The 16,844-nt window shown below is 72.3% G+C and carries 23 protein-coding genes and 1 tRNA gene; 9 read left to right on the top strand and 15 right to left on the bottom strand.

The features are described 5' to 3' along the window. Positions 1–25: 25 nt before the first annotated feature. From NF338_RS18790 to NF338_RS18765, 6 genes are all read right to left on the bottom strand, one after another. Positions 26–190 (bottom strand): hypothetical protein, encoded by a 165-nt coding sequence (locus tag NF338_RS18790; protein WP_264032153.1) that lies wholly within the window; start codon positions 188–190, stop codon positions 26–28. After that, a complete protein-coding gene (locus NF338_RS18785; protein WP_264032152.1) occupies positions 187–402 on the bottom strand; it encodes a hypothetical protein in 216 nt (71 codons plus the stop codon). Before NF338_RS18785 ends, NF338_RS18790 begins: the two co-directional genes overlap by 4 nt. An 87-nt stretch (positions 403–489) precedes the next feature. Continuing rightward, positions 490–756 carry a hypothetical protein gene (locus NF338_RS18780; protein WP_264032151.1) on the bottom strand — a complete coding sequence of 89 codons (267 nt, stop codon included), beginning with the start codon at positions 754–756 and terminating at the stop codon, positions 490–492. A gap of 164 nt (positions 757–920) precedes the next feature. Further along, the gene (locus NF338_RS18775; protein WP_264032150.1) at positions 921–1,517 is read right to left on the bottom strand and encodes a hypothetical protein; all 597 of its coding nucleotides are present in this window, start codon (positions 1,515–1,517) and stop codon (positions 921–923) included. Continuing rightward, positions 1,514–2,464, bottom strand: coding sequence for a helix-turn-helix domain-containing protein (locus tag NF338_RS18770; protein ID WP_264032149.1), 951 nt, complete (start codon positions 2,462–2,464; stop codon positions 1,514–1,516). Before NF338_RS18770 ends, NF338_RS18775 begins: the two co-directional genes overlap by 4 nt. After that, on the bottom strand, positions 2,461–2,892 hold the full coding sequence (locus tag NF338_RS18765) for a hypothetical protein (protein WP_264032147.1): 432 nt from the start codon (positions 2,890–2,892) through the stop codon (positions 2,461–2,463). Before NF338_RS18765 ends, NF338_RS18770 begins: the two co-directional genes overlap by 4 nt. Before the next feature lie 39 nt (positions 2,893–2,931). Here NF338_RS18765 and NF338_RS18760 point away from each other — a divergent pair, with 39 nt between their 5' ends. Further along, positions 2,932–3,564: a hypothetical protein gene (locus NF338_RS18760; protein ID WP_264032146.1), complete on the top strand. Its 633-nt coding sequence runs from the start codon at positions 2,932–2,934 to the stop codon at positions 3,562–3,564. A gap of 132 nt (positions 3,565–3,696) precedes the next feature. Here NF338_RS18760 and NF338_RS18755 read toward each other — a convergent pair whose 3' ends face one another. From NF338_RS18755 to NF338_RS18720, 8 genes are all read right to left on the bottom strand, one after another. Beyond that, positions 3,697–5,343 carry a DNA cytosine methyltransferase gene (locus tag NF338_RS18755; protein WP_264032145.1) on the bottom strand — a complete coding sequence of 549 codons (1,647 nt, stop codon included), beginning with the start codon at positions 5,341–5,343 and terminating at the stop codon, positions 3,697–3,699. A 24-nt stretch (positions 5,344–5,367) separates the two neighbouring features. Next, complete coding sequence (locus NF338_RS18750; RefSeq protein WP_264032144.1) at positions 5,368–5,691, bottom strand: hypothetical protein; 324 nt, start codon at positions 5,689–5,691, stop codon at positions 5,368–5,370. Further along, positions 5,688–6,026: an HNH endonuclease gene (locus tag NF338_RS18745; RefSeq protein WP_264032143.1), complete on the bottom strand. Its 339-nt coding sequence runs from the start codon at positions 6,024–6,026 to the stop codon at positions 5,688–5,690. The genes NF338_RS18750 and NF338_RS18745 overlap by 4 nt, the downstream gene beginning before the upstream one ends. 83 nt (positions 6,027–6,109) lie before the next feature. After that, complete coding sequence (locus tag NF338_RS18740; protein ID WP_264032142.1) at positions 6,110–6,301, bottom strand: hypothetical protein; 192 nt, start codon at positions 6,299–6,301, stop codon at positions 6,110–6,112. Next, positions 6,298–7,068, bottom strand: coding sequence for an ATP-binding protein (locus NF338_RS18735; protein WP_264032141.1), 771 nt, complete (start codon positions 7,066–7,068; stop codon positions 6,298–6,300). Before NF338_RS18735 ends, NF338_RS18740 begins: the two co-directional genes overlap by 4 nt. A 2-nt stretch (positions 7,069–7,070) precedes the next feature. Further along, a complete protein-coding gene (locus tag NF338_RS18730; protein ID WP_264032139.1) occupies positions 7,071–8,003 on the bottom strand; it encodes a YqaJ viral recombinase family protein in 933 nt (310 codons plus the stop codon). Then, the gene (locus NF338_RS18725) at positions 7,984–8,151 is read right to left on the bottom strand and encodes a hypothetical protein (RefSeq protein WP_264032138.1); all 168 of its coding nucleotides are present in this window, start codon (positions 8,149–8,151) and stop codon (positions 7,984–7,986) included. Before NF338_RS18725 ends, NF338_RS18730 begins: the two co-directional genes overlap by 20 nt. Next, on the bottom strand, positions 8,148–8,408 hold the full coding sequence (locus NF338_RS18720; protein ID WP_186810365.1) for a helix-turn-helix domain-containing protein: 261 nt from the start codon (positions 8,406–8,408) through the stop codon (positions 8,148–8,150). The genes NF338_RS18725 and NF338_RS18720 overlap by 4 nt, the downstream gene beginning before the upstream one ends. A gap of 138 nt (positions 8,409–8,546) precedes the next feature. On the opposite strand from NF338_RS18720, the gene NF338_RS18715 reads away from it, so the two are divergent. From NF338_RS18715 to NF338_RS18700, 4 genes are read left to right on the top strand one after another with little or no spacing between them, the layout of a single operon-like run. Next, positions 8,547–8,936, top strand: a complete 390-nt coding sequence (locus tag NF338_RS18715) for a helix-turn-helix domain-containing protein (RefSeq protein WP_264032135.1) — start codon at positions 8,547–8,549, stop codon at positions 8,934–8,936. Positions 8,937–8,973: 37 nt separating this feature from the next. Further along, on the top strand, positions 8,974–10,146 hold the full coding sequence (locus NF338_RS18710; RefSeq protein WP_264032134.1) for a tyrosine-type recombinase/integrase: 1,173 nt from the start codon (positions 8,974–8,976) through the stop codon (positions 10,144–10,146). Further along, entirely contained in the window at positions 10,143–10,421 is a 279-nt protein-coding gene (locus NF338_RS18705) for a DUF6221 family protein (RefSeq protein ID WP_264032133.1), read from the top strand. Before NF338_RS18710 ends, NF338_RS18705 begins: the two co-directional genes overlap by 4 nt. Before the next feature lie 11 nt (positions 10,422–10,432). Beyond that, complete coding sequence (locus NF338_RS18700; protein WP_264032132.1) at positions 10,433–10,606, top strand: hypothetical protein; 174 nt, start codon at positions 10,433–10,435, stop codon at positions 10,604–10,606. A 102-nt stretch (positions 10,607–10,708) separates the two neighbouring features. Here the strand turns inward: NF338_RS18700 and NF338_RS18695 are convergent. Further along, a tRNA-Arg gene (locus NF338_RS18695) sits at positions 10,709–10,781 on the bottom strand. Between the two features lie 133 nt (positions 10,782–10,914). On the opposite strand from NF338_RS18695, the gene NF338_RS18690 reads away from it, so the two are divergent. From NF338_RS18690 to ettA, 4 genes are all read left to right on the top strand, one after another. Continuing rightward, positions 10,915–12,597 (top strand): GTPase, encoded by a 1,683-nt coding sequence (locus NF338_RS18690; RefSeq protein ID WP_264032131.1) that lies wholly within the window; start codon positions 10,915–10,917, stop codon positions 12,595–12,597. Beyond that, positions 12,594–14,180, top strand: a complete 1,587-nt coding sequence (locus NF338_RS18685; protein WP_264032130.1) for an ABC transporter — start codon at positions 12,594–12,596, stop codon at positions 14,178–14,180. The genes NF338_RS18690 and NF338_RS18685 overlap by 4 nt, the downstream gene beginning before the upstream one ends. Positions 14,181–14,224: 44 nt before the next feature. Then, complete coding sequence (locus NF338_RS18680) at positions 14,225–14,923, top strand: single-stranded DNA-binding protein (RefSeq protein ID WP_264032129.1); 699 nt, start codon at positions 14,225–14,227, stop codon at positions 14,921–14,923. Between the two features lie 135 nt (positions 14,924–15,058). Beyond that, positions 15,059–16,741 carry an energy-dependent translational throttle protein EttA gene (ettA, locus tag NF338_RS18675; RefSeq protein WP_087471658.1) on the top strand — a complete coding sequence of 561 codons (1,683 nt, stop codon included), beginning with the start codon at positions 15,059–15,061 and terminating at the stop codon, positions 16,739–16,741. Positions 16,742–16,844: the final 103 nt, after the last annotated feature.

Here is a 16,844-nt window from a genome sequence, read left to right as displayed (position 1 = left end):
TCGATCGTCTACAACAGGTGGACGTTCAGGGCGTGCGTCGGTGCGCGCGGTACGCGATGAGGACACCCAGGGTGATCGCGAGGCCGAGGGTTGCCCGGCCGTCGAGCCCGCCGGCGGCGGGCGGGGCGAGGATCACGGAGGCGAACAGGCCGACCATGACGGCGACCGCCGCGAGGGCGAGCGCCTTCATGCGAGCCTCCGGGCGGTGAGTCGGGGCCGGGCCTCGGTGCGCTCGACGATCGTCTGGTCGACGGCAGTCGGTGCGGCCGGCGGCTCGGTGTCGATGCCGAGCATGGCCAGCAGCTCGCGAGCGTCGTCGAGGCTGGTCGAGTGCTCGGCGACGGTGACGCGCGCGGAGTGCGTGAGGTCGGCGGTGCCCTTGAGGGCTGCGCGTCGGGCCATGGGTTCACTCCCTGGACGAGTGTCTAGTTTCAGTGGACGGGGTGGGCGCGGGTCGACCGTCCGTGGTCGGGTCGACCCACGCCCGGGTCATGCCGCCTTGATCACGCCGGGAGGCGCGGCCTTGGCGATGTTGGCGAGGACGTCCGCGACGGCGGGGATGAGTGCCGTCGGGATGGGCTCGTCGTCGGTGACGGTGATGCTCACCGCGACGCCGTCCTGGTCGGTCCAAACTGCCTGGACCGTCACGACGCGTGCGGGTTCCCCGTCGGGGCCGATCGGGCCCCACCCGAGGGTGACAGGCTCCTTGTGGGAGAACCCGTCGTCGTCGATCGGGCTCCAAGCGGTGTGGGTCATGTTCGCTCCTTCCCGTCTACTAGTTGTAGACGATAGTGCACAGTTCGTTGTGATGTCTACCTCTCGCCGCGGTCGCATCCGAACATGCACACCCGTATTAGTTCGAACACGTGTTCGAACCATAGCGGGTTGCGGACGGACCCGGCTCCCAACTCGCCCGGACATCACCCCCCGACCTGCGACGACGACCCCGAGGAGTGCACGAGGCGCGATGCCGAAAGAGGCCAACGACCCCCACAGCCCGGCATCCCGCATGCCACGGTCGCGGACTCGGGCTCGAGCCAGAGCGACGGCATCCCGCACTCGTGGCACTCCGCCTCGAGCCGGTACGCGCCCGAGACGATCCCGAGGACGACCCCGGTTCGGTGGTGCAGGCGGAACCCGTCCCGGGCGACCTCGTCGCCGAGGTTCGGGTCCTGCTCATACACGCCCGGCAGGCTCGCGGCGAGGAATCCGACCCCGGTCGGCACCGACCTCGTGCTGCCGAGGCCCATGCGCAGCGTGCCGCGCACCGTCGGGACGAACCGCTCGACGAACGCCTCGACCTCGCGCATGAGGTCGATCACGTCCACCCGGACCGGGACCCGCGGCCCGGCGTGCGCCGGGCCGGACGGGCCGTCCGTCGACCCGCCCGAGCCCGCCGGCACGTGGCCGTGCAGCTCGATCCACCGCTCGCCGACCTCGCGCACGACCCGCGCCGCCTTCGTCACGTACAGCGCGAGCTCGCGGGCCCGCTGCTCCTCGTACAGCCTCGTGCTCACTCGTCCCCCTCCGTCGTCGTGTTGCCCTCGGCCGCCGCGCGGCGAGCCTGCTCGACGAGCTCACGCCCGAGCCGAGCCCGCTCCTCCTGCTCGGGGCTGAGGTCGTGGTCGCAGACCCGCGCGCCCTTGCCCGGCACGGAGATGTACCCGCGCTCGTCACACAGTGGGCAGAACCGGATCGCGGCCCGGGCCTGCACGGCGGCCGTGTGGCGCTCCTGGCGCTGCCGCTCAGCCTCGGCATGCGCTGCGTCCTTGGCTGCCTGCTCGGCGCGCTCCCGGGCGGCCTTGCAGCCCCAGCACGGGGGAGCGTCGTCGTCGAGCTGGTGGCGGGGGCACCGGTCCGGCCGCGTCAGCGGCACGGGCCCGGGTGCGGTGTTCCCTCCGAGGTCCTCGAACGGGGAGGGGGCGTCGCCGAGGTCGTCGCGCGCTGGTGACGCTTCCTCGGGAGCCTCTCTCCTCGGACGGTTAGTGGATGGTTCAAAGGATGGTTCCCCGGACACCCACGTCCCCCCGTCCCGGACACCCACGTCCCCCCGTTCGGACACTGGCGTCCCCCCGTCGCTGCCACGGGAGGACGTGCGTGTCCCCCCGTTCGTGGGACGGGCGGACACTGACGTCCCCCCGTCGACGAGGCGATGACGCGCCGTCCGGTCGCAGTTCGACGGGCACGCGACGAGCACCTCGTACAGGTTCGGGCGACGGTCGCCCGGGGTGCTCCGGTCACCGCCCCCGTTGACGTGCACGCGAATCTCGCCGAGCGCCTCGAGCTCGCGCAGCGACCGCCGCACGGTGCGCTCGTCGACCCCGCCGGCGTACCGCGCGAGGGTCGACAGCGCGGGCCACGCCCCGCCGTCGCCGTCGTGGTTCGCGATGCCGAGGAGAACGAGCTTCGTCGTGCCCTTCGCCCGCGAGTGATGCAAGGCGAGCGCCATGGACTCCACGCTCACGGTGCACCGCCTCCTTCCGGGTGGAGCTCGAGCACGACGACGTGGTCGCCGCGCTCCGTGTGGTTCTCGGATCGGTCGTAGGTCTCGGGGCGCACGTGCCGGGGCCCGTCACCGGCGAGCACGCCCGCGGTGACGAGGCCGTCGAGGAGCACCTTGCAGGTCGGGTGCCCGTTCGCGGCGTCGCCGTGCTTCCACCCGGTGCCCTTCGGGTAGGCGATGCGCCAGACGGCGTGCACACGGCCCGTGACGGGCGCGAGGGACTGCTCCTCGGCCGCGTCCTTCGCGAGCCCGTGCAGGGCCCGCACGAGGCGCGCCTTGTACGCGTGGTTCGTGATGGGCCGGTTCGACGTCAGCCAGAGCGCGGGCGGCACGACGACGCGCAGCATCGAAGGGCCGTTGCGCGCCCGTGCCGGGCCACGCGCGGTCACCGGTCAACCTCCGCGCCAGGTCCACTAGCATTCAGCGGCATGGAATGGCTGCAGTCCGCTGGCAGGGCGGTGCTCGACTGGCTGCTCGAACCGGGCGGTGTCGTTACTGTCGTCGTCGTCGCCGTTCTCGCGCTGGCGTGGAGTCGGATACTCGGTGGCGTTCGCGCCGCAGCCCGGCGAATCGCTGCGTGGCACGCCAACCGGATGCGGGCCAAGTGGTCAACGCCCTGCGAGCGGCCGCATCTGGACGAGGCGGCCGAGGGGCTGGACCCCGCAATCGGGCCTGCGGCTCGCCCGCCGACGTCCTCGCTGCCAGCTGGTGGACCTGCTCCAAGCCCCTTCGTCCGGCCGGCGAAGTTCGAGGTCGTTGGAGAGCATCCCAGGTCCGGCGACCCGGTCGTTCGGACGATGCTCGTCAACCGCGGTCCGGGCGTAGCCCACGACGTGCTGGTCGCGACACACCCGCTTGGCAACTGCAAGGTCCGGGGAGCGTCGTATGCCGAGGTCATGGAAGTCGATGACCGCTTGCTGATCACCGTCGAGTGTTCGATCGAGGATCTGCTGTACGACATGGAAGTCCTGGTCTCCTGGACAGACTCCGGGAATATCCGACACGAGCAGGACGACGTCGAACTGCTGGAATCTGCGCACAGCACGTTGATCATTCGATAGTCACTGGTCATCGGTCGGCCCCCCGAGTCGAGCTCGCAGTCGTGGCTGGGCTCATCCGTGTGCAGACCTCGAGTGCGTCGTCTTGGTTGAGGGTCACGATGTTGTCGATGCAGTGCGAGTTGATGAAGTCCTTCACGCCGCCACGTCCTCTCCGGTGATGGCGGCAGCGACGGTCGCGACGAGGTCGCGCGCGGTGGGCGGGGTGACGGCGTTGCCGGAGAGCTTCACCTGCTCGCGCCGGTTGCCGACCATGACGTAGTCGGCGGGGAACGCCATGGCCTGCTTGATCTCGTCGGGCTCGAGCATCCGGAAGCGGACGTCGTCGATGTTCACGGTCGGGCGGTCGGCCGCGAGGACAGACTGGTGGCCGCTCGTGGTGATCGTCCGCACGGGCTCCGACGAGGGCGTTGTCATGGCCGACTGGTCGCCGCGGTTGTTGTTGTGCCGGTGGATAAGCGCGTGCCGCGCGAGCGTCGTGACCGTCGAGAGCGCCTCGTCGGTCGGGGCGGTGCGGCCCGTGCCGTAGTACGGCATCACGAGGCCGTGGTGGTTCCCGGACGCGGTGACGGTCGCGAGCGGGTCGGACGCCGCGCGGGCGGTCGAGCCGCCACCGCGCAGCTCGGCGAGGAACGGCGGGAACGCGAGGCCGTCCGTCTCGCGGGTCGTCCTGGTCGTCATGACGTCGCCCGTCGGCTTCGCGCGGTCGTTCCACGTGCCGCCCGCAGGGACCATGAGCGGGTGGTACGCGAGGCCCTTGGATTCGCGGGTGTGCATCGTCTGCGTCGGGTCGGTGATCGGCCACGCGCGGTAGTACGACGCTGGGTTGCCGAACCCGGGGTGCTTCGGGTCGGCTGCGTCGTAGGGGTTGCCGCCGTTCTCCGCGAGGATCGGGGACCAGTACCGTTCGATCCCGACCTGGATGCGGCGCATCGTCTTCTCCGCGAGCGGCTTGTCGCGGTCGCCGATCCGCGTGCCCGGGTTCGACCAGTCGATGATCGAGCTCGCGGGCAGCCATGCGGGCTCGACGACCTCGTTGCGGCACGCGACGTTCGGGCACCGGTAGAGGTACTGCGACCGGTACCGGCCCGGCCGCGTCTTCCCGTCGCCCTTCTTCCACCACTGCATGGCGTCGACGACCTCGTCGCAGCGCGGGCAGTACGCGCGCGGGCGCTGCATCCGCTCGAAGTCGGGCGCGCGCTCGCCGGCGCGCCAGAACGCGATGTAGACCCGGTCGCGAGACTGCGGCGCGGGCAGCCCGTACCCCTGCGCGTGCATGCTGTTCATCGACACGATGTGGTGCCGGTAGCCCATGGCGTGCATCGCGCCGAGCCAGGACTGGAAGAGGCCGCCCTTGACGCCCCACTCGGCGGACCAGTCGACGACCTCGACGACGTTCTCGACGAGCACAGCCCGGTAGTGGTGGGTCTCGGCGAACCGGACGACGTCCCACATCGTCGCGCGGGACCGCTCGGCAGCCTCGTCCGGGAGCACGTCCCCGAACAGGTCGGGCTGCCGGTGGGCCTTGCGGCCCTTCGCGCGCGAGTGGTTCGTGCACTCCGGGGAGGCCCAGAGGATGTCGGTCGTCGGGACGTACCGGGGGTCGGTGTTCGAGATGTCGGCCTGCAGGTGGTCGACGTCGGGGTGGTTCGTGTTGTGCGTCTCGATCGCGCGATCCCAGTGGTTCGCGGCGAGCCGAACGGACACGCCGGGGACGGACACCGCGCCCGTGGACGAGCCGCCAGCGCCGCAGAACAGGTCGGTCATGGTGAGGTTGGACATCGAAGTTCGCTCCTTCGTCTATTACTAGTGGACGTTGACGGCGCGCCAGAGCCGCGCCTTGCCGCCGTTGGCCGACCGCCCGACCTCGTCGGGCACAACCTCGACCAGGCCGTCGTCCACGAGCTCGTGGCAGCGCGTCCGGATCGACGACGCCGTCGCGTGCGGCCAGTCGAGTTCGTCGACGCCGCGGCGCGTGAACGCCCGGATGAGTTCGTCGTGCGTCAGAGGCCCGTTCACGGTCAGGACCGTCAGGACGCAAGCCCGGACGGTCGGCGCGTGCTTCTTCGCGCGCTTCGCTGCGAGGTGCGACGTCTCTGGGTCGGTGCGGCGGGCGAGGGCGGTGCTCATGTCGTGCTCCTTCGTGTCGTCGGGACGAACGCGCGGCCGTCGGGCAGGACCCAGGTACGGCCGTGCAGGTGCAAGGGAGTGGTGGCGGGGTCGGCGTGCGAGGCGACCATGAAGCCGAGCCGGGTCGCGTCCGCCGGGTGGTGGTGCACCCAGTCGTGGCAGTGCCGGTGCAGCGCGACGAGGTTCTCGAGCGAGTCCTCGCCGCCGCGCGACCGCAGCTTGCGGTGGTGCGCGTCGAACGCGTTGCCCGCGAGCGGGATGCGGCACAGGTCGCAGTACCCGCCCGCGCGGGCGTAGACGTCCGTGCGCAGCCGCGCGGGGATGACGTGCGGCACGTACCGCTTCGTCCGCGCGCGGGGCTTCGGGGGCGTCGCGGACCGCGCGAGCGGCGTATGTCGGGTCAGCGGCTTCGACCTCTTCACGCCGTCGGTTCCGAGATGAGGAAGTAGGAGACGAGGCGTGTTGTGGGAGACGCCACCGCGAGCATGCGGCACCGCTCGATCGCCTCCTCGTGCGTCGGCGCGGACACGACTGCGCCGTCGGAGCGGTCGAACACGTACCAGAGGCCCGTGGCGGACGAGCGACGGACGCGGAACCGGGGGCGCTTCACTGAGCACCGGCCTCGTCCGCGCCGAGCAGCTCGAACAGGTCGGCGAGCACGAGGTCGCCGAGCTCGACTGGGCCGGACTCCGCGACGTCGGAGAGCGCGAGGGAGCGCGCGCCGGCGAGCGTGAACCGGCGGTGCCCGGTGGCCTGCACGACGACGTCGGTCTCGAACGTGAGGTCGCGCTGCGTGCGGATGCGGCCGAGGGCGTCGTCGACGATCGTCTCGCCGTCGACCCGGGCCGTGAGGACGACCGGGCCCGGGAACGTGCGCAGCACGGTGAGGAAGTCGGCCCAAGTCGAGTTAACCGCGGCCCACCCGCCGGGCCCGAGGTCGCGCCCGCCGCGCTGCGCCTCGCGGGACAGGACGGCCCAGAGGCTGGTCGCGCCGTCGATTGCGAGGACGTTCAGCCCGCCGGGCGTCGGCTCGGCGGCGCACTCGGCCTGGATCGCGGCCGTAATGTCGGCCCACGTGCCGTCGTGCTCGACAAGCTCGGCACGCGCGCCGGGGATCGCGCCGTAGGCGTCCATCGCGCCCTGGTCGCCGCCGACCTCGACGACGGCGAGGCGGGCGACGCGACGGTCGGCGGACGCCGCGGCGAGGGCGTAGGACTTGCCGACCTTCGGCCCGCCGGCGAGGAGCACGAGCGGGTGCTGTGCGGTGCCGGTCAGCGGTCGGGTACGACGCTCGCGCGGAGCGGCCGGGGCCTTGCCCGTGCGCGCCGCGACGACGTCGAGGAGCGACGTGCGGGAGGTGGGGGAGTCGATGGTCATGGTCATCCCTTCACGCGGAACGAACGTCCCGTCTTGGTGGGTCGCCAGGTGGCGAGGATCGTGCCGAACTCGTCGGCTAGAGCGGTGTGGTCACCGAGCGCGCGCTTCACGAGGAAGCCGCTGCGGTCCATGTCCTCGATCGCCTCGTCACGACGACGGCGCGCGTCGACGTAGTCGGCGAACGCAGCGAGGACCGTGTCGTCTGCGACGAGCGGGTCAAGGTCGAGGTCGCCCGGGTGCACGACGGCGAGGTCGGCCCGGTCGGCGTAGGTCAGTGGGGGAGGGGTGCGCCCGTCCACGTACTGCGACCACCACTCGCCCGCGTACTCCGTCATCCGCGCGATGACCGCGTCGTCACGCTCGACGCGGAACGGCTCGGGCATGTACTGACCGCCGACGAGCACCGCGACGAACGCGTGGTCGTAGCCCGTGACAGCGAGTTGCTGCTGCACCTGGACGAGGATGTGCGTCGGCGGGACGCCGTCGAGCCAGTGGTGGCGATACATGTGCTCGCTGACCGTCTTCACCTCGAGCGGGCACGTCGGTGCGGCGTCGCGCTGGCCGCGCGGGACGAGGAGGCGGTCGAGCGTCGCGAGCATCCACGGGTACTCCTCATGCGCCAGGAGGCCCGGCGTCGGCGCGATCTTCCCGAGTTCCGGGTGCCGGGTCGCGACCTTGCGCGCGACGACGGCCTCGAGCTCGGAACCCCACTCCGCGGCCTCGGACACGACGCGGTCGACAGGTCGCGCGGCGGTGACCTTGTCGGCCCACACCGAGTACGGCGTCGCCCACGGGTTGAGGCCGAGCACGGCCGACGTGTCGGACGCACCGAGCCCGGTGCGGCGCGCACGCAGCCACGGGAGGCGCGCGCGGCGGTACTCGGCGGCGGGGAGGACGAGCCGGCCGCGGAGTCCGTCAGGAAGCGTCGTCGTCACCGGCGGCCTCCTCGGACTCGCTCTCGACGGCGGCGACGCACTCGCGGCACAGGTCGCCGCCCTGCTCGACGGGCTCGTCGTCGCAGCGCAGGCACCGCCGCTCGTCGTGCCGCTCGACCTCGTTCGCGAGGAAGGACTCGTAGCTCACTGGACGCCGCCGAGCGGGTCGCCGTTCTTGTGAGCGAACAGCCGCTCGACGGGCTCTCCGAGGACGCTGGCGAGGGCCTTCGCGCGCTCCTCGTCCATGGCGTACCGCTGGCCGTCACGCACGAGGTTGTTGATCGCGGATCGCGACTGCCCGGTCTTCTCCTGCAACTCGCGGTAGGACAGGCCGCTCTTCTTGATCGCCGCCGCGAGCGGACCGCGCTTCGCGATCACCGTCAGCTTGCTGGTCTTCGTGGTCACGGTCACCCCTCGTAGTCGCGCGTCTATTTCTAGTAGACGCTCCGAAGGTAGCACCGGGTCGGGTGATCGTCTATCCGTACTGGTCAGCGTGTCGTCCACTGCTAGACGCGATCGTCTACAACTTGTAGACTCCCGCGCATGACAGATGGAGCGAACCCGAGCACGCCCACGCGGTTGAGCCTCGCCGAGCTCATCCGCCGACACCAAGACGCGACGGGGGACTCCTACGCGGACATCGCTCGCGCCGCCGGCCTCTCGAAAGCGCGCGTCGGGCAGCTCGCGATCGGCAGCGGCGCGAAGGTCCCGCGCGACGAGACCCTGAGCAAGCTCGCCAAGGGCCTACGGCTACCGCCCGAGGTCGTGAAGCGCGCTGCGCTCGTCTCGTCCGGCATTGCGGAGAGCGACACGTTCCCCGACTCCGACATCAGCGTGATCGCGGACCGCCTGCAGCAGATCACCCCGCAGTCGCGCCAGATCATCGCCGACCTCGTCGACGTCGTCTGGGCGCGCGAGACCAAGGATGGGTAGGCCGCCCCTCCCCGTCGGCACGTGGGGGACCGTCTTCGTGACCACCCTCCCGCGAGGCGGCTACCGGGCCCGGACGCGGTTCCGCGACTACGACGGCGTCACGCGCCTCGTCGAGCGCACTGGTCGCACGAAGAACGCCGCGCGCTCCGCGCTCACGACGTACCTCACCGAACGCTCCGCGCCCGCCGGCGACGACATCACCGCCGACACGCGGCTTCGCGTCGTCGCGGAGGTCTGGCACGCCGAGGTGCGCGCACGCGACCTCGCCGCGGGGACCGTGCGCCGCTACCGCGAGGTGCTCGACGACCACGTCCTCCCGGGCGTCGGCGGGCTCCTCGTGCGCGAAGCGACCGTGTCCCGTCTCGACGCGTTCCTCAAGGGCGTCACGACCCGCGTCGGCGCTCCCACCGCGAAGCTCTGCCGAACCGTGCTGTCCGGCACGCTCGGGCTCGCCGTACGCCACGGCGCGGCCACCGCGAACCCGGTCCGCGACGTCGCCGACATCACCGTGACCCGGCCCGAGTCTCGCGCGCTCACGCTCGAGGAAGTCGCGACGCTGCGGGCCGCCGCGCTCGCGTGGCAGGAGGGTCGCCCGATCAAGCCGACGAACGGCTTCGTCGAGCCCGCGCGCGGCCCCCGCCGAGCCGACGACCTCCTCGACATTGTCGACGTTCTCCTCGCGACCGGCGCGCGCATCGGCGAGCTCCTCGCGATCCGGTGGGCCGACGTCGAGCTCGACCCCGACCACGCGGCCGTGACGATCACCGGCACGATCATCAACGTGAAGGACGACGCGGGCCGCTGGCACCTCGAGCGGCAGGCGCACCCCAAGACGTCGACGTCTCGCCGCCGCCTGCTCCTCCCGCGCTTCGCCACGGACACCCTCCTGCGTAGGCGCGTCACCCAACCCGCGGGGAACGTGCACGACCTCGTGTTCCCGTCCAGAAACGGCGCGCTGCGGGACCCGAACAACGTCCGCAAGACGTGGCGGAAGGTCCGTGACCAGGCCGGGTTCGGGTGGGTCACGCCGCACACCTTCCGCAAGACCGTCGCGACCCTCATCGACGCGAACGCAGACCTCGCCGCGGCGGCCGGGCAGCTCGGGCATGCCGGGACCGATGTCACCGCGCGGCACTACGTCCAGAGGACGCACGCCGGCCCCGACGTCCGTGCTGTGCTCGACACGATCGTCCCGCGGGGGACGGCGTGATCGAGCTGTATGAGTTCCTGCTCGCAAGGCTCGACGAGGAGGAAGCGTGCGCGCGTAGTTCACCTGGCCCGGCGCGCTTGCGCGAGGTGGTGCTCGAGACGGCCGCAATGAGCCGCGAGACAGCATCGGGCCTGCTGCGGCTCTATGAGGACTCGGAGAGCCTTCCTCACGAGAGCTCCCGTGTGGCGGTGCGAAGCGCAACCCACGCGATTCTCCTGCAGATGGTGCGACGGTACGCCGACCATCCTGACTACGACGGGAAGTGGGGGTTGTGATGCTCCTACGGGTGCGCCTCGACCTGTCCAGCGACCGCTACGGCGAGCACACGTTCGAGCGGGAGATGCCCGCCGCTCCGAGAGCGGGGGACTACGTCGACATCGACTCCAAGCGATTCACCGTGGCAGGTGTCACGTGGACGCCGGACTCTCCGGACGTGGACGTCGTCGTTTCCATGACCTGACCTGCGCGTTTCCGTGGGGAAAACGTGGGCACAGGCGAAAGTAGACGAAACCCGTAGACGGCCCGTGCCAGCGTTTGCGCTGGTCACGGGCCGTTTCGACGGTGCCCCGAGCAGGACTCGAACCTGCAACCTACGGATTAGAAGGCCGTTGCTCTATCCATTGAGCTATCGAGGCGCGCGCCCATCGTAGTGGGCGCGGGGCGTGCTCGGGAGGTGGAGGCCGTGGTGGCGGACGTGCAGGTGGCGCGGTCGCGCGCCGTGCGGCGCGTGCGTTTGGCGGGGCCCCCGGCAGCCGTCACTATGAACCAGTGAGAACCCCAGACGCCGCCACGAGCGACGCGAGCCCCGCCGCGCCCGGCCGGTCGCCGGGCTCGTGGAGGCCCGCGCAGGCGACCGAGGAGCTCGGTGTCACCGTCTACGACGTCGCGCGCGACCTGCGCCGCGACGTGGCGGACGTGCGCCTCCCGCTCGCGATCGACGGCGCGTCGGAGTCGGACGCCTCGCGGCGCCGGCTCCTCACGCAGCTCGACGAGCACCTGCTGCCGCGGCTGCGCGAGCTGTCGTCGCCGGCGATCGTCGTGATCGCGGGCTCGACGGGCGCGGGCAAGTCGACGCTGTACAACTCGCTGCTCGGCGAGGAGGTGTCGCAGGCGGGCGTGCTGCGGCCCACGACGCGCGAACCGGTCCTCGCGTTCAACCCGCTCGACGCGGACGTGATCGTCGAGGGCCCGGTGACGCGCGTCGCGCGCGTCGTCGACCACGACGGCGTCCCGCGCGGCACGGGCCTGCTCGACGCCCCGGACCTGGACTCGCTCCTCTCGGAGAACCGGGACACCGCGAGCCTGCTGCTCGAGGCGGCGGACCTGTGGCTGTTCGTCACGACCGCCTCGCGCTACGGCGACGCGCTGCCGTGGCAGGCGCTGTCGCGCGCGAAGGAGCGCGGCGCGAGCGTCGCGATGGTGCTCAACCGCGTCCCGCGCGAGACGCTGACGACCATCCGCGGCGACCTGCTCCAGCGTCTGCGCGACCACGGCATGGACGGGACCCCGCTGTTCGTCGTGCCCGACGTCGGGCCGCACGAAGGTCTGCTCGACCGTTCGGTCGTGGCGCCGGTGGCGCGCTGGCTGACGATGCTCGCGGGCCCGGACCGGTCGCGCGCGGTGATCGTGCGCACGCTCAAGGGGGCGCTCGGCGCGCTGCCCGCGTGGGTCACGGGCGTCTCGGACGCGGTGGAGCAGCAGGTGGAGGCCGCGGCCGACCTGCGCTCGGCGGTGGAGAAGGCGGTCCCGCCCGTGCGTGATGCCGCGCGGCAGGCAGCGCTGGACGGTGCGGTCGCGCACGGGTCGCTCGAGGCCCGCTGGGCCCAGGTGACGGGCGCCGAGCGCGTGGACCGCGTGAAGGTGCGCGGCGGCGTGGTCCGGTCGTCCAAGCGGCGTGGACGCGCGCGCGACCTCGTGCTCGCCCCGCTCCTCGAGGAGACGCGCGACGCCGCGCACCGCACGCTCGCCGCGGACGGTGTCCTGGCCCACGACGCGCTGCGTGCCGCGCTCGACGGGGACCGGCCGCTGCCGGGCGCCGCCGACGTCCTGCCGACCGAGGAGGACGCCGCGGCGCGGCGCGAGGCCTCGGCCACGACCCAGGTGCTCCAGTGGTCCCGGCGGGCGGAGCAGGTCGTGACCGAGCTCGCCGCGCCGACGGCGAGCGAGCCCGCCCGCGCGGCGGTGAAGGCGTTCGGCGAGACCGGCCTGGCCGCGCTGCTGCTCGCGGGCGCCGCGGGCAGCGACGACGCGGCCGGCCTCGTGCGGATCGTCCTCGCCGACACCGGTGACGACGCGCTCTCCGCGCTGCGCGAGGACCTCGCCGACCGTGCCGCGACCATGGTCGAGCGCGAGGCCGAGCCCGTCCTCACCGCGCTCGCCGACCCCGCGCTCGCCGCGGACGCCGCCGTCGGGCTGCGCCTACGACTCGCCGAGCTGAGGAGGCTCATGTGACGTCCCACGACGCCCAGCTGCGTGCCCGGGTCGACGACCTCGCGCGCGCGGTGGACCTCGCGGGGGACCGCCTCGACCCCGCGGTCGCGGCCCAGGTGCGCGACGCGATCGGGGGCGTGCGCGAGCGCCTCGCGCTCGGCGTCGACCACACGGTCGTCGCGCTCGCGGGCGGCACCGGGTCGGGCAAGTCGAGCCTGTTCAACCGCGTGTCCCGGCTCGACTTCGCGGACGTCGGGGTGAAGCGCCCGACGACGGCGCGCGTCACCGCGTGCTCGTGGAGCGGCGCGGCGACGGCCCTGCTCGACTGGCTCGACGTGGACCCCGAGCGCCGGATCACGCGCGACGGCGAGCTCGACGCCGAGGACGAGGCGGCGCTCGGCGGCCTCGTCCTGCTCGACCTGCCGGACCACGACTCGATCGAGCCCGCGCACCGCGACGTCGTCGACCGGGTGCTCCCGCTCGTCGACCTGCTCGTGTGGGTCGTGGACCCGCAGAAGTACGCCGACGACGCGCTGCACTCGGGCTACCTGCAGAAGTCGGCGGGGCTCGAGGGGTCGATGGTCGTCGCGCTCAACCAGATCGACACCGTCCCTGAGGCGCGGCGTGCCGCGCTCGTCGAGGACATGGGGCGCTTGCTCGAGGAGGACGGGCTCGACGGCGTCTACGTCACGACCGTCTCCGCGCGCACGGGCGAGGGCCTCGACGAGCTGCGCTCGCTGCTGGAGCAGGCCGTCGCACGGCGCAGCGTCGCCGCGAGCCGCGTCGCGGGCGAGCTCGACCGGGCGGGCGCGCTCCTGCTGGAGCAGCTCCCGGGCGACGTGCCGTGGACCATGAGCACGGCCGTCGAGGAGGAGGTCGACGCGCTCGCCGACGCGACGGGCCTCGCCGCCGTCGCCGGGCAGGTCGGCGCGGCGGTGCGCAACGGCTACGGTCGACCCGAGTTCTCGCCCCCGCAGCCCGACGCCGTCGCGCTCTCGCGCTCGCGCTGGCTCGCGCGCGCCGGGCGGTCCCTGCGCCCGGGGTGGCAGAAGGCGCTCGACGACGCGGTCGCGCCGTCCGGCAAGGTCGCGGAGGCGACGCGGTCCGCGCTCGCGAAGATCCCCCTCGACACGCGCGGGCCGTCGTCCTCGCGCCCGACGCGGCGCGGGGCGTGGGTCGCGCTCGCGGTCGGGGTCGTGGCGGGCGTGCTCGCCGTGCTCGGCTCGCTGCGCGTGCTCGACCTCGGGCGGACGCTCGTCACCGTGTGCGCGGTCGTCGCGGCGGTCGCGGTGCTCGGCGCGGTGGTCGCGTTCCTCGTCGCGCTCCAGGTGCGCCGCACGCTCGCGCGACGCCGCGAGCAGCAGGTGCTCGCCTCGGGCCGGGGAGCGATCGAACGGGTCGTGCAGGACGCGATGGGCAAGCCGACGCAGGCGCTCCTCGACACCCACCGGCAGGTCCGCGAGCTGGCACAGTCCGCGCGGGACAAGGCCCCCGCGGCGCCGCTCACCGGGGCGCTACGGCTACCCACAGGCCCGGATGTCGCGGGCCCGTCCACAGGCGACGGCACGACGACGGACGGCGCCGCCGCTCCCACCGCACCCTGAGGCGGTGGCCGGGACCAGCCCGGCCGCCGACCTCAGGAGGAACCATGCCCGGTGACGTCACCGTCACGCTCTCCGGCTTCGTCGCGACGACGCCCACGCTGTTCCGATCGCAGTCCGGCAACGACTTCACGAGCTTCCGCATCGCCCAGACGCGCCGCTACCTCGACCGCGAACGCGGCGAGTGGGTCGACGGCCGCACGCTGTGGTTCACGGTCAAGGCCTGGAAGCACGTCGCCCGGAACGTCGCGCTGTCCCTGCACAAGGGCGACCCCGTGGTCGTCACGGGGCGGCTCTCGCTCGACGAGTGGGACGGTCCCGACGGCCCGCGCACCAGCCTCGTCGTCGAGGCCACCGCGCTCGGCCCCGACCTCACGCTCGGCGAGGCGCGGTTCGCCCGGACGGTCCACCGGCGCGAGGACGACGGCGCGCGCCGTGCCGACGGAACCGGCGTCGCCGCGTCCGGGACGGCCGGTGGCGAGGGCGCGACGGGCCGGGGAGACCTGTCGACCGGCGGACCGGGCTCCACGGCGCACGACGGCACCGCCTTCGGCGACGCGCCGCTCGACGGACCTGCGCCCGACGGACCCGTGCTCGACGACCCGTGGACGCTCGCGGACTCCGGCGCGGCCCTCGCGGGCGAGCCTCGCGGGGAGTCCGACGCCGACTCCAACGCCGACTCCGACGTCGACCCCGAGGAGCCGGCCGACGCCGACGTCGAGTCCGGCGCGCTGGCGTCCGCCTGAGCCGGGACGCGCGGGCGGTGCCGCGGCCCGGGCGGGTCGCGGCGCCGTCGGGCGCGGCCCGGCGGTCCGACCGCGTAGGCTGAGTGGTCGACGAATCCCGTACCTCTCCCGACCGAAACGGTGGAACGACAGGCTGTGGCTGAGTTCATCTACTCCATGTACAAGGCGCGCAAGGCGCACGGAGACAAGGTCATCCTCGACGACGTCTCCCTGAACTTCCTGCCCGGCGCCAAGATCGGCGTCGTGGGCCCCAACGGTGCCGGGAAGTCCACGATCCTCAAGATCATGGCCGGCCTGGACACGCCGTCGAACGGCGAGGCGCGGCTCTCCCCGGGCTACACCGTCGGCATCCTGCTCCAGGAGCCGCCGCTCAACGAGGAGAAGACGGTCCTCGGCAACGTCCAGGAGGCCGTCGCGGACATCCTCGCCAAGAAGCAGCGCTTCGACGAGATCTCCGCGCTCATGGCGGAGCCCGACGCCGACTTCGACGCGCTCCTCGCCGAGATGGGAACGCTGCAGGAGGCCATCGACGCCGCGGACGCGTGGGACCTCGACTCCCAGCTCGAGCAGGCGATGGACGCGCTGCGCTGCCCGCCGCCGGACGCCGACGTGTCGGTGCTCTCCGGTGGTGAGCGTCGCCGCGTCGCGCTGTGCAAGCTCCTGCTCGAGAAGCCGGACCTCCTGCTGCTCGACGAGCCCACGAACCACCTGGACGCCGAGTCCGTGCTGTGGCTCGAGCAGCACCTCGCGACGTACCCCGGCGCGATCCTCGCCGTCACGCACGACCGGTACTTCCTCGACCACGTCGCGGAGTGGATCTGCGAGGTCGACCGCGGCCGCCTGTACCCCTACGAGGGCAACTACTCGACCTACCTCGAGAAGAAGGGCGAGCGCCTCCAGGTCCAGGGCAAGAAGGACGCGAAGCTCGCCAAGCGCCTCAAGGAGGAGCTCGAGTGGGTCCGCTCCAACGCGAAGGGCCGCCAGACCAAGTCGAAGGCTCGCCTCGCCCGGTACGAGGAGATGGCGGCCGAGGCGGAGCGCACGAGGAAGCTCGACTTCGAGGAGATCCAGATCCCGCCGGGCCCGCGCCTGGGCAACCTGGTCCTCGAGGCGAAGGGCCTCCAGAAGGGCTTCGACGGTCGTCAGCTCATCGACGGCCTCAGCTTCACGCTGCCGCGCAACGGCATCGTCGGCGTCATCGGCCCGAACGGCGTCGGCAAGACGACCCTGTTCAAGACGATCGTCGGGCTCGAGCCGCTCGACGGCGGCGACCTCAAGGTCGGCGAGACCGTCTCGATCTCGTACGTCGACCAGTCGCGCGGCGGGATCGACCCCAAGAAGACGCTGTGGGAGGTCGTGTCCGACGGGCTCGACTTCATCAAGGTCGGCAACGTCGAGATCCCGTCGCGCGCGTACGTCGCGTCGTTCGGGTTCAAGGGGCCGGACCAGCAGAAGCCCGCGGGCGTGCTGTCCGGTGGTGAGCGCAACCGCCTCAACCTCGCGCTCACTCTCAAGCAGGGCGGCAACCTCCTGCTGCTCGACGAGCCGACCAACGACCTGGACGTCGAGACCCTCGGCTCGCTCGAGAACGCGCTGCTCGAGTTCCCGGGCTGCGCCGTCGTGGTGTCCCACGACCGGTGGTTCCTCGACCGTGTCGCGACGCACATCCTCGCGTACGAGGGCACCGAGGAGGACCCGGCGAACTGGTACTGGTTCGAGGGCAACTTCGCGTCCTACGAGGAGAACAAGGTCGAGCGCCTCGGTGCCGACGCGGCCCGTCCGCACCGCGTGACGTACCGCAAGCTCACGCGCGACTGACGTCGCGACCTCGATCGACCACGACGCCGGGCGGGACGCGTTCCCGCCCGGCGTCTGCGCGTCCGGGTGCGTCCGGGTGCGTCCGGGTGCCCGTGGGTCCCGG

The organism is Cellulosimicrobium sp. SH8, from assembly GCF_025818875.1.
In the GTDB taxonomy this organism is placed as follows: Bacteria; Actinomycetota; Actinomycetes; order Actinomycetales; family Cellulomonadaceae; genus Cellulosimicrobium; species Cellulosimicrobium cellulans_D.
Note: the sequence above shows the minus strand (reverse complement) of the source record. Positions and strands in the feature narration are given on the sequence as shown.